Genomic DNA, 11,581 nt, shown 5'->3' on the forward strand with positions numbered 1-11,581 from the left:
GTTAATCCTGTCGCTGCAAGCACTTGGCTATGACGGTGGCGAATCTTGTCATAATACATCAATTGAACTTTTTAGACCACAAAGATAAGTCAAAGAACGCTTTAATCAATTATTCGATATAAACTCTTTTATTGAAAAATAAGAACATAGCAGTAAAAGTATTAAATTTATAGTGTCCAATTATAACATTTAAACGATGACCACTATGTTCACAGAGTCTAAAATTACAGAGATTTATTGTATGGCAGATGATTTTTGCAAGGAATTTGCGTTACAACAGGAAAAATATATGATTGAAGATAAGAATACCAAGCATCGAAACAAACCAAACGGCATGAGCGATGCTGAAGTTATAGTGATTCTTATCCTGTTTCATTCCGGTGGTTTTCGTTGCTTCAAGCATTATTACAAGGAATATATCTGCAAACATCTGAAATACCTGTTTCCGCGTCAGGTGTCCTACAACCGTTTTATTGAACTGGAAAAGGAAGTACTGCTTCCCCTGACCATTTTCATCAAGAAAGTCCTGCTAGGAACCTGTACCGGCATCAGCTTTGTTGATTCCACTCCCTTACGTGTTTGCCGTAATCAAAGGATATTGATTCATTCGAAGGACTTGCCGAACGTGGAAAATGTTCTATGGGATGTTTTTTCGGATTTAAGATTCATCTGATTATTAATGACAAAGGTGAAATCCTCAATTTCATGTTTACTCCCGGGAATGTGGATAATCGGGAACCGTTGAAAGGAGGAAAGTTCCTGGAAAACATCAAAGGAAAACTATGTGCAGACAAGGGATATATCGGTCAGGCTCTATTCGAAAACCTTTTTCTTAACGGCATACAGCTTATCACTAAAGTTAAAAATAACATGAAGAATTCTCTAATGAGTATTGCCGACAAGATTCTACTTAGAAAAAGAGCTTTGATTGAAACTGTCAATGATGAATTGAAGAACATAGCACAGATAGAACACTCCAGACACCGTTCATTCAACAATTTCATTGCTAACTCTTTGTCGGCTATTGCAGCATACTGTTTCTTTGAAAAGAAACCCGCCATTGATGTTAATTTTATCAATGACGGGCAACTTACTATCTTTTGATTTTATATCGAACTCACGTTATTTACATTGCGAAATAATGAGATAAAGATGCTTACAGAAGAACAGGAAAAAGCCTTATTGGAAGAGATTGAAACGCTTCGCCAGGATAGAGCTGATGCTTATCAGCAGGTTACTTCACTGGAGCAGTCGCTGTACTGGCTCTAGAAAAAATCTTCAGACGTATGAACGAAAAATTCTTCCGCTTGATCCCAACCAGCTTCTTCTGTTCTCAAAAGAAGAAATGTCCTCCATGGAAATATCCCGGATGGAGGAGGAAGTTCGCAAGAGTGAAGAAGAAATCACCAGAATCATAAAAGTCAAGGAGAAGTCGGCTCTCAAGCCCTTGGATATATCTTCTCTTGCAACAAAAGTTGTTGATCTTTACCCCGAAGGAACAACAGACGGGGAAGGCAGGCTTAAGGATGATTTCATTGAAATCGGAAAGGAAGAGAGTTCACGCCTGGAACGTGTTCCGGCAAAAGTATATATCCTGAAGACCGTCCGTCACAAAGTGATAAGTAAATACGATATGGAGAAATACCCCGAGGAAAGTCAGATTCTAGTTCACCCTCTCCTCTTGTCCAGATCAGTAAATGTATGGCAGGCTCCTCGGTTCTGACCGACATTATCATCAGCATGTTCATGTATCATCTCCCGTTCTACCGTCTAATACAGTAGTATCGCGAATCAGGAATCAGCATAAGCGAATCTACCATGTGCGGATGGTATGAAATGGCGGTGGAGAAACTCAAGCTGCTGTACAGCCTGCTCAAACAGAAGATACTCTCCAGTGAGTATATTCAAGTGGACGTGAGTGTCATTTCTGTTATGGACAATGAGAAACATAAAGCGAAAAGGGGGATGAGCAGTGCGTACGCGACGGCATCACGGGGGACGTCATGTCCCATTATGACCGTGGCAGCCTTTCTTGTAGTTAGTTATGGGGAAGGACGGAACTCTCATGATTCCGCAGAACATCTGGTAGTGTATGTTGCCGTTCTGATGTTCCATCAATTGTCTGCCGGAGAATCCGGTGTAGGTCTCCTGGACCATGCAGCAATCTTTATGCAGGAGCTGAATATATTCCTGTGTCCTAGGTGTGGTTCAAACACCTCTGCATATTCCTCTATACGCCCAAACAGGGGATTACAGTTTGGGCTGCCAAACCTTATTTGCGAGGGAAAGATACATATAGATATAAAAAAACAACAAATTCGCAATGCTTTGTGTATTAATTAGTTGTTTAATTTTATACTATTTTCTGGATGTCCCTATTGTATACTACTATATGAAATAAGAAAACCTCCCATAAATTTGCTTTTGTGGAAGTTTACGGGAGGTTTTGGTTGGTTTTAGATAGCCTTGCCTATTATGTTTGTAACCAGTACTCCATTCCTGATTCCGCCGTTTGTCCGTTTGGTTCCATTGAGTACTAATTTATACTCTCCTGCTGGTAAGTTAATCTTTACACAAATCTGTCCGAATGCAATATTCTGTTTGATTTCATCTGGGATATCTGGGTCATGCTCAATACCTTCGCAGCCGTAATCTTTGTAATACAATATGTGCCATCCGAAGGGTTCTCCTGTCATGATATGCAATTCGGTGAGAGGGAGCTCAGAGTATGTCGTATGTATAATAAGTTGCATTTCTTTTTGCAGTGTGATCTTATAATATACATGATTCGCTGCCGGTTCATCTGAATAGATAAGATTTCCATTTTTATCTGTGTATCTAAAGGTTTCATAAAATCCCCCATCAGCCGTGTTAATTGTGTCCGAAATGGTGAAGTCCTTATCATGTCTTCCTAAATTATAGGAAATGTAAGGGTCTCGTCCCCGGAACATGCCTTTTCCTTCTATAGTCAGTTCATCTTCTGCCATTAGGGTAATATCAATAGTAAAATAGAATCTATCTCCCAGCATGTCTTCAATGCGGATTCCTTCTTCTGTTTCAGAAGTGGCTATAGGTTCCTTATTGGAGTTATAAAGAACAATAGGCAGGAAAGAAGACTTACTGTTGGCATTTAATATAAAATTGACATTTTTTTCTATATGGAACTGATAATACAATTTATGAATACCCGATTCTTTGTATGCTTGTATGTCGCGGATGATTCGGCTGAAGTTAAATTCATGTTCTTTGAAAGTACCTAAATCATAGGCTGTATCGAATGAATTTTCTTCTATAAACTGTCCAATCACGTGCAGGTTCATTCCTCCGTTGTATCTGCTGGCATTCGAAATTTTTCGTCCGTTCAATACCAGTTTATATTCTCCCGGTTCAAAAATCCGTTTGATATAAATCTGTTCGGAGCGTAAGGTTGCAAGTTCTTTTTTCAATTCATCAGACAGTTGAGGGTCGTTCGCGATTTCTTCCGGTGTAAAGTCGCCCCCGTCATTGTAGAGCAAAACTGTCCAGTCGTAAGGTTCACCTTGCATGATGTGCAGTTCCATGACTCCTAAATCCGATTGTGCTGTATGGATGATAAGCTGCATTCTTTTCTTGATACTCAACTTATAGTACACATGATTGGCTTCCGGACGAATTACAGGGTATTCTCCGCCTTCGTCTTTATAGCGAAAAGATTCATAATAAGCTCCGTCAGCCGTGTCGACCTTATCCTCTACGGTAAATTTCTCTTTAAATACTCCCCAATTGTACGGCCTAGACGAATCTGTACCTCTTCTTATTCCTGTTACGCCTAATTCCAATACATCATCGGGAGCATTCTCAATGTTTACAACAATGTAGAGTTCATTGCTTATTACATCATCCAATCGGAAGGCTTCTGTACCCATCTCAAAGGAAGCTATTCTTTCCTTATTTTCATTATACAGTTCTACAGGAAGATAAGTACTTCCATTTTGAGGAGTAAGTACCAAGTCCGCGTTTTTATCTTTAGTTAGATGGTAATATATTTTCTTTACTCCCATTCCTATGCGTGCTTGTATATTACGTAGAAGGGTTTGGATTTGAAATTCATGTTCAATAAACTTTCCTAATTCCAATGCAGAATCAAAAGAGTTCTCAGCTATGGGCAGGCCTATTACATTAAAATTAAGTTCTCCATTAAATAGTCCTCCATTTGACTTCTTGATTCCGTTCAATACAAAGCGGTATTCACCTGTAGGGAAAATTCGTTTTATATATGTTTGCCCAAACATGAGGGATTTCAACAATATGGATTTCAATTCATCCGAAACTTCAGGATCGGCTTGTATTTCTTCCATGTTATAATTCCCTCCTGTTTCATGATAAAGCACTTTCCAGTCATAAGGTTCTCCTTGCATGATGTGGAACTCTGTACTAACCTTCGAACAGGCTGTATGGAGTATCAGCTGCATGGGCTTTTCCAGTGTAAGGATATAATAAGTATTATTGGTTCCGGCTACCGAACCAATAGATTCGCCTTGCTCATTCTTATAGTAGAAGCCGGGATAATACGTTTCCGTATTTCTACAGTCACTAAACTCAAAGCCATTTTCGTCCGGTTCTATTACATAAGGGCGGGTTGGACTGCTACCCCCTATATAGCCATTTAATATGACTTGCAACTCGTCTGAGTGATTACGCTCTACATCCACGACCATCATATACTCTTTTGATGGCATATTTTCTATGGTCATGTAAGTAGATGAAGTTTCATGTAAATATAACGGTGTTTTCAATTCCTCATCCTGTCTGTCGTATATTTTGAATCCCAAACACTTCTCTTCTATACAAAATGGGCGTATATACATGATGGTAGCTCTACGCTCCAAGGTAAAAGTAAAGAACATTTGGAAAGTTTGCAGGTCTCCCACATATTTTACCATGTCATATGTCCTTCCACATGTAAACTCATGCTCCTTAGCAGAAAATAAATCTATGGCTTTGGCTGGCTCCAATCCAGGCAATGTATCAAATGTTATAGTATGGAGATTTGATACTTCTCCGCAGTCATTTGATACTTTCAGACGTAGTTTGATTTCACCTTTCTGATTTCCAGGTATGGTAGTTTCAATCTTAAATTTTTTTTCTGTTTCTGTAACAGTAACAAATGCTGCATTTTCACTTTCAATAGCATAAGATATACCTCCTTTATAATGAAAGAATTCATTGGAGGCATCTATAGTCACGGGAATCCTTTCTGTCATTGCATGGGTTGTTTCAATAGCTGTATTGATTGTTGGTTTTCCAGCCCAAACTTCTTTATTTGAAACATTTGCGGTTTCTCCTCTATATGAAATCATAGCTGAAACTTCTACTTCCCCTTGAGCTTGTGCAATATATATTGCTGTGTTTGTGCCTTGACCAGAAGACAGTTTTGCATTTTTACATTCCTCTTTCCATTCAATTTTGTCACCACCTTGTAAGCCTTCTATTTTATATGTAATAGTTGAGTTAGGACAGGTAAATTTCTCTGTAGTTACTATGCTATATGGGCATGGTACTATCAATGTAATATCTCCTCTACAATACACATATCCCACCCCCCATAGTGTTATCAAATACAGTGATATTATATTTTAATAAACTATTTCCCCATTTTAATAATTTAAATTGCTGATATGCATGCTCTTGCAGATATTCTATCTCACCTATTTTTTTGGTAAATTTTGTATCATATTCCCACTCAGGTCGCAAGGTACATTTGTCCGGCAGTTTTCCTACCTCTACCATAATCCTGATTACATCATTTATTTCATAGTTTTCCGGCACGGTTCCTGTGTGAACTGTTTTAACAGTAACCTTTACTTCTTTTGTAACTATTGGTGAACCTACGCTACTTGGATCGGTTACTCAAATTTCTGTATTACCCTCATTTAACCAAATAATAGTAAACTTAAACTCTTTTTTCCCTTTAGGTATACTAACGTTAAGGGTATTAGTAAACCGATAAGGATTAGTAGATATAATAAACAAACCAGGATCCCCTCCAAAGAAGGACACTTGCAGATTTTTGTCTGACTCTACCGGTGAATCCAATTTAGCGGTGTAAGTATATACGGCGCCAGTATTCAAGTTGAAATTTCCTGTAATTTCTATTTTCATAAAACTCTGAATTTAATATTGTTGAATAAATATGCCAATAGTATCTCCTTTTCCTAATTGAAAATAACGCTGAATATAATATGTTTTGGTGCTGATTTTAACACCAACAGTACCTTCAATGTTTTTTTCGGGTATCTGTCCGCATATATTTCCATAGTACATATGATGTTCACATACAAATGAAAGGTCGAACATATGTTTTGGGATACTTACAGGTAAAGATGGTATAGAGTCTTCAGGATCCCTATACTTAAAATTGAATGAAACGTTTTCTGCTCCATCAAGAATACCCCTATCATACTTAAAGATGACAGTCCCGAACATTCTTTGCAGATCAAGCTTAATGGTATGTTCCGATGAAGGTGTGTACAAAGGAATATATGCAGCGTATATTTTATAAGGATAAGAATATGTCGGATGCCCCATTTGCCAAAAATGTACTTTGCTGTCATAAATAAAGTCTTTTCCTACATCACAACCTTTCCGATAATTACTATCGTCTACTGTATTCAGCTGAAACATATTGCGAACCTCTTTACCGCCATATACCTCGCTCAGCATTTCAATACCATTGGGCACAAGCATGGCTCTAATGATATATTGCTCATTGGGACATAGTTTGATTTTCGGATCAGCTATATCATTAAACAATCCGTATGCGTAGGGCGTTCCATCTGCATGTAGTATTTCTATACCAATGTAATCTGTAAAATCCTCAAATTCCGTATAGTCTTTTGCCCAATCTCCTGTCAGTTCAAACGTGGCTTCTATGTAGCCATTCAAAGGATAATCATCATTCCCTTTGCAAGACCATAATAACAAAGGAATCAATAATAAAAAGAGTAATGTTCGTTTCATAATTGTATACTGGCATCTAAGTTAATAACCTGTAATTTCTATTTTCATAAAATTCTACGTTTAATATTGTTCAATAAATAAGGTAACGGTATCTCCTTTAGCCAATTCAAACTTGTGGCCAATGCTATATGTTTTATTGCCGATGTCAACACCGACATCACCTTCAATGTTCTTTTCGGGTATCTGTCCGCATGTATTCCCATAAAGCATGGTGTGCTCACATACAAATGAGAGGTTTAATATATGTTCTGGTTCTGCGGGAAGATATGGTGTAAAATCATCCGGATCGCCGTATTTAAAAATGAAGAAGACTCCTTCTACTCCCTCAATAAGTTTCTTGTCATATTTAAACTTAATGGTTCCGAACATTCTTTGCAGATCAAGCTTAATGGTATGTTCCGATGAAGGAGTGTACAGGGGGATGTATGCAGCGTATATCTTATAAGGATAAGAATATAACGGATGATTCACCTGCCAGAAGTGTACTTTGCTGTCATAGATAAAGTCTTCTCCTATATCACAACCATTCCGATAATTTCTATCGTCTACTGTATTCAGTAGAAACATATTACGAACTCCTTTACTACCATGTATTTCGCTCGGTATTTCAATGCCATTTGGCACAAGCATGGCTCTAATGATGTATTGCTCATTGGGGCATAATTTGATCTTCGGAACTGCGATGTCATTAAACAGTCCGTATGCGTAGGGTGTACCGTCTGCATGCAGCACTTCTATACCAATGTAATCTAAAAAATACTCAAATTCTGTATAGTCTTCTGCCCATTCTCCTGTCAGTTCAAAAGTGGCTTCTACATAGTTATTTGAAGGACAATCATTATTTCCTTTGCAAGACCACAATAACAAAGGGCTCAATAATAAAAAGAGTAATGTTCGTTTCATAAGTATTTTGTTTTTTCTATATAAATATAAGTAAAAGCCTTAATATAAATTAAGCAACAATGTTATCATTGAGTAACATTAACATACCATTTATTTTATTTTCATTGAAGCGGGAGGGTTCCAATCAAGATATATCAATAACAGGTAGCTAATGAAGGTAGTATATTACCGGAAATAGGAAGTACATGAACAGTTTTTGTATTCATAGGCATTGAGGTTTAAGGTTAAATTATGATTAAGTTTACGTATTATATTTCTATATTGATACATTAGTGTCCCGTTAAAATCAGGACAAATTAATAGTAATCAAACAATCCTGGGAAATAGGGAAGAATTGAGTTCTTTGATATCGTTGAAATCAGTCTTATCGAACAGGTCACGTAAGTTAGTTTTATCCGTTAGAGAGATCTTTGAATCTGCAAAACTTCATGAGTTGAGCGCTTCAATTGCATATCATGTTGGACAATAGACACGAGACAGTAAGTGATGATCGTTACACTGATTTGAATGCGGACAGTGTTTTCCGTTATGCTTCAGAATCTTTTTATTTTAAGGTGCTGCTTTAGCCATTTGAAGAATAGCTCGACAAACTATCTTTTCTTATAGAGATTGCCGACGTCCAATGCAGAAATATGTGTTTCCTTTGTTAGGAAAATGAACGACACTGTCCAGAATTTTGTGTAAATGGAAATAGGATTCAGCTTTAAGTTTGTTCTTATATCTGGATTCTGTTTTCAAACATAAGCATAAATTGATTCATAATCAAGCCCCAGTTTGAAATAGGCTGTGTCCATTTCTTCTCAATCTCCATAAGCGAAAGATATACGGTCTTTTTTACAGCATCATCCGAAGGGAATGAAAGCTTTGATTGGGTGTACTTTCTGTTTTTTCCGTTCAGGTTTTCAATGAGATTAGTTGTGTAGATTATTTTCCTGATTTCCAGCGGGAACTGGAAGAAAACAGTCAAATCATCCCAGTTGTTCCTCCACGAAAGTATAGCATAAGGATACTTTCCTCCCCATTTCTTTTCCAGATTGTCAAGTTCCGTGGCTGCAACCTCTTTGTTGGGTACATTATAGATATTCTTCATATTCGCCGTAAACTCTTTCTTGTCCTTATAAACGACATATTTACAGGAATTTATGATCTGATGTACTACACAGATTTGGGTAGAAGACTGAGGGAATACACTGCGGATAGTATCCGTAAATCCATTCAGGTTATCGGTACAGGTAATCAGGATATCCTGTACTCCACGGGCCTTTAAATCGATCAAAACACCCATCCAGAAAGCAGCACTTTCCAATTTGCCGACCCACATGCCAAGGACTTCCTTCAGGCCGTTCTGTTTCAGTCCGACACAAAGGTAAACATAGCCCAAATGGGCATCCATTTCACCTTCAAGCATCTTCTCCAGCACCTGGGCATGCAACTGTTTCAGAAACTTGCTCACATCCGCTTCTGTCTTGAACTGGCTAAGGAACTTCTTGCTTAACATCTCATCAGGCACTACTTGATTCTTTTCTTTCATAATCTTCTTCATTTTGCAAATCTATAAAATAAAAAATACGAGACTCATTTTGATGTGAATCCCGTATTTCTATTTACACAAAATATTTTATAGTGCCTTTAAGTCAGACCAGTAAGTCTGGAAATCAGTTTTATTTGATTTCTATGCATTTACATGCTTTTTCTTTTTCTTCCTGTGTCTTCTTTGGCAAGTCAATTGTCAGTACACCATTGTTGACGGAAGCACTGATATGATCTTTTTCCACATCGTCCGGAAGGATCATGGTCTGCTGGAATTTAGAGTAAGAGAATTCGCGACGCAAGTATTTCTTGTCTTCGTCCTTGCTCTCATTCTTCTTTTCCATGGTGATGACCAATTGGTTGTCTTCAGCCAACTGTACGTTGAAGTCTTCCTTAGTCATTCCCGGAGCAGCTACTTCCACTTTATAGTCGGCCTCGTTCTCGATGACATTTACGGCCGGCGCTGTAGCATTGGCTTTTACCATCCAATCGTTGTCAAAGAAATCGTTGAAGATACTTGGTAACCAGTTCTGATTGTTGTTTCTTCTAATCGGCATCATAGTTGTAACCTCCTGTTATTTAGTTTTTTATTGTTTTACTTTTTATTTTGTCCCGCTTCTGCTTTCGCTTCAGCGTTTCACCGGGGTATTTGCAAAATGCATGCCTTTTCTGCCAAAGGATGGTTTAGGAAAATCTCTTTTTAAACCTTGTTTCACTATCGGCTTTTGATTTAACACTGTGCAAATATTGCGGAGATGCCTGAGGTGTCATTCTGACAGGGTGGTGTGTAATCTGTCATTTAATATGCAGATTAGTCAGTTGATGGAAGATGGAGTAGGGGATGCATTTTTTTTTCTTTTTGTCATCAGGGAAGGTGAATGACGTTATTATCAGAAAAAGTTAATGAAACATTTCTGGATGCATAAAGGTGTTTGGTTGAAAAGGTGGCGGTCTTTTTTCAAAAGCTGGCGATGTTTCCCGGAAAGGTGGCGGTCTTTTCCCTGATCTTTCGTTTTGCGTGGGAAAAAACATAAGGGAATATTTCCTTTTTTGTGGTGTTTCTTTTCCGGAAGATGATTTTTATGGGGTAATCGGACATGGTCAGAGTGTGGAATCCTGCATTATATTGCAGGATTTTTTGATGTGTGCACTGTCATGGTTTGTTGTTCGGGTATGAATTTCTGCATTATATTGCAGGATTTTTTGATGTGTGCATTGTCATAGTCTGTAGTTCGGTTATAAATTTCTGCATTATATTGCAGGATTTTTTGATGTGTACATTGTCATAGTCTGCAGTTCGGATATGAATTTCTGCATTATATTGCAGGATTTTTAGAATGTATATTTGATTTTTTTTGCCGGATTGTGTGTCCAGTCCGTCCATCCGGACCGTTTTTCCTACCTCCTTATTCCCGGAAAATTTCACTTTCCTTCTTCTTTGTTTCCTGTTCCTGGGCAATTTTGTCTTTCTGTCATCGGCTGTTTTCCGTATTTTTTCCTGGCATTTTCCGGTTCTCTCTGTTATAATATATATAATAATGTGTACCGGATTTCTCCCTTCAGGGTTTCCTTGAAAAAAAATCATTGCGTAACGCACTGTTTTACAACGTATTTTAACCAAATTGTGAAAAAAGTCAGAAAAAAAGTCTGCATGATACTTGCAGAACCGGAAAAAGTGCGTACCTTTGCAACCGCTTTCGAGAGGGAAAGACGTTAGAAACAGTGACATGCTGAAGCAGAGTGCAAGTGTCGGAGTGACTCCAGTCCGCTGCACCGAGTATCTTACCTTACACAGTGTAAGGGAGCGAGAAAGGGTAAGCCTGGTCATCCGGACCGCCTGAAAATTTTTTTGAAAAAAACTTCGAAAAAATTTGGCGGTTTAAAATAAACCACTTAACTTTGCAAACGCTTTCAACAACAAAACGAAAGCAAACGAAAAGAAATAGTTCTTTGAAAGACTTTAGATAAACAAACAAGATGTAGTACAAGAAACGTCTTATATATAATGTATAGGACAGAAAGAACCGTCAATACTTTAATCAAGTAAAGAAATAATCGGTTTCCTGAACAGAGATTAAAAAGTACTCGCAAGAGTAAAAAGATATTTTACAATGAAGAGTTTGATCCTGGCTCAGGATGAACGCTAGCT

General features: G+C 37.8%; 7 protein-coding genes and 4 pseudogenes. 3 read left to right on the plus strand and 8 right to left on the minus strand.

Annotation, left to right across the window (positions count from 1 at the left end):
- Window positions 1-205: 205 nt before the first annotated feature.
- From H3001_RS17510 to H3001_RS19815, 3 genes and pseudogenes are all read left to right on the plus strand, one after another.
- Window positions 206-1,104 (plus strand): annotated as a pseudogene (locus H3001_RS17510) (IS982 family transposase).
- A 250-nt stretch (window positions 1,105-1,354) separates the two neighbouring features.
- Window positions 1,355-1,723: a hypothetical protein gene (locus H3001_RS17515; protein ID WP_181215631.1), complete on the plus strand. Its 369-nt coding sequence runs from the start codon at window positions 1,355-1,357 to the stop codon at window positions 1,721-1,723.
- Window positions 1,724-1,836: 113 nt separating this feature from the next.
- Window positions 1,837-2,049: pseudogene (locus H3001_RS19815) on the plus strand (hypothetical protein); the annotation flags it as partial.
- On the opposite strand, the pseudogene H3001_RS19820 reads toward H3001_RS19815, so the two are convergent.
- From H3001_RS19820 to H3001_RS17555, 8 genes and pseudogenes are all read right to left on the minus strand, one after another.
- Window positions 2,032-2,201: pseudogene (locus H3001_RS19820) on the minus strand (DDE transposase); the annotation flags it as partial. The pseudogenes H3001_RS19815 and H3001_RS19820 overlap by 18 nt on opposite strands.
- A gap of 255 nt (window positions 2,202-2,456) precedes the next feature.
- Entirely contained in the window at window positions 2,457-5,597 is a 3,141-nt protein-coding gene (locus tag H3001_RS17525) for a hypothetical protein (protein WP_181215625.1), read from the minus strand.
- A gap of 292 nt (window positions 5,598-5,889) precedes the next feature.
- The gene (locus H3001_RS17530) at window positions 5,890-6,141 is read right to left on the minus strand and encodes a hypothetical protein (protein ID WP_181215626.1); all 252 of its coding nucleotides are present in this window, start codon (window positions 6,139-6,141) and stop codon (window positions 5,890-5,892) included.
- A 12-nt stretch (window positions 6,142-6,153) separates the two neighbouring features.
- Complete coding sequence (locus H3001_RS17535; protein WP_181215627.1) at window positions 6,154-6,999, minus strand: hypothetical protein; 846 nt, start codon at window positions 6,997-6,999, stop codon at window positions 6,154-6,156.
- Between the two features lie 60 nt (window positions 7,000-7,059).
- Window positions 7,060-7,902 carry a hypothetical protein gene (locus H3001_RS17540; protein ID WP_181215628.1) on the minus strand — a complete coding sequence of 281 codons (843 nt, stop codon included), beginning with the start codon at window positions 7,900-7,902 and terminating at the stop codon, window positions 7,060-7,062.
- 306 nt (window positions 7,903-8,208) lie between these two features.
- Window positions 8,209-8,549, minus strand: a pseudogene (locus H3001_RS17545) (transposase); the annotation flags it as partial.
- Window positions 8,550-8,617: 68 nt separating this feature from the next.
- Complete coding sequence (locus tag H3001_RS17550) at window positions 8,618-9,433, minus strand: IS256 family transposase (RefSeq protein ID WP_449579048.1); 816 nt, start codon at window positions 9,431-9,433, stop codon at window positions 8,618-8,620.
- 130 nt (window positions 9,434-9,563) lie between these two features.
- Entirely contained in the window at window positions 9,564-9,992 is a 429-nt protein-coding gene (locus H3001_RS17555) for an Hsp20/alpha crystallin family protein (RefSeq protein WP_181215630.1), read from the minus strand.
- Window positions 9,993-11,581 lie beyond the last annotated feature (1,589 nt).

It is taken from the genome of Phocaeicola faecicola (genome assembly GCF_013618865.1).
Classification (GTDB): domain Bacteria; phylum Bacteroidota; class Bacteroidia; order Bacteroidales; family Bacteroidaceae; genus Phocaeicola; species Phocaeicola faecicola.

Bases quoted from the DNA above. Each gene is read 5' to 3' on its own strand.
- H3001_RS17515 (WP_181215631.1), top strand. From the start codon at position 1,355: ATGGAAATATCCCGGATGGAGGAGGAAGTTCGCAAGAGTGAAGAAGAA.
- H3001_RS17530 (WP_181215626.1), bottom strand. From the start codon at position 6,141: ATGAAAATAGAAATTACAGGAAATTTCAACTTGAATACTGGCGCCGTA.
- H3001_RS17535 (WP_181215627.1), bottom strand. From the start codon at position 6,999: ATGAAACGAACATTACTCTTTTTATTATTGATTCCTTTGTTATTATGG.
- H3001_RS17540 (WP_181215628.1), bottom strand. From the start codon at position 7,902: ATGAAACGAACATTACTCTTTTTATTATTGAGCCCTTTGTTATTGTGG.
- H3001_RS17550 (WP_449579048.1), bottom strand. From the start codon at position 9,433: ATGAAAGAAAAGAATCAAGTAGTGCCTGATGAGATGTTAAGCAAGAAG.
- H3001_RS17555 (WP_181215630.1), bottom strand. From the start codon at position 9,992: ATGATGCCGATTAGAAGAAACAACAATCAGAACTGGTTACCAAGTATC.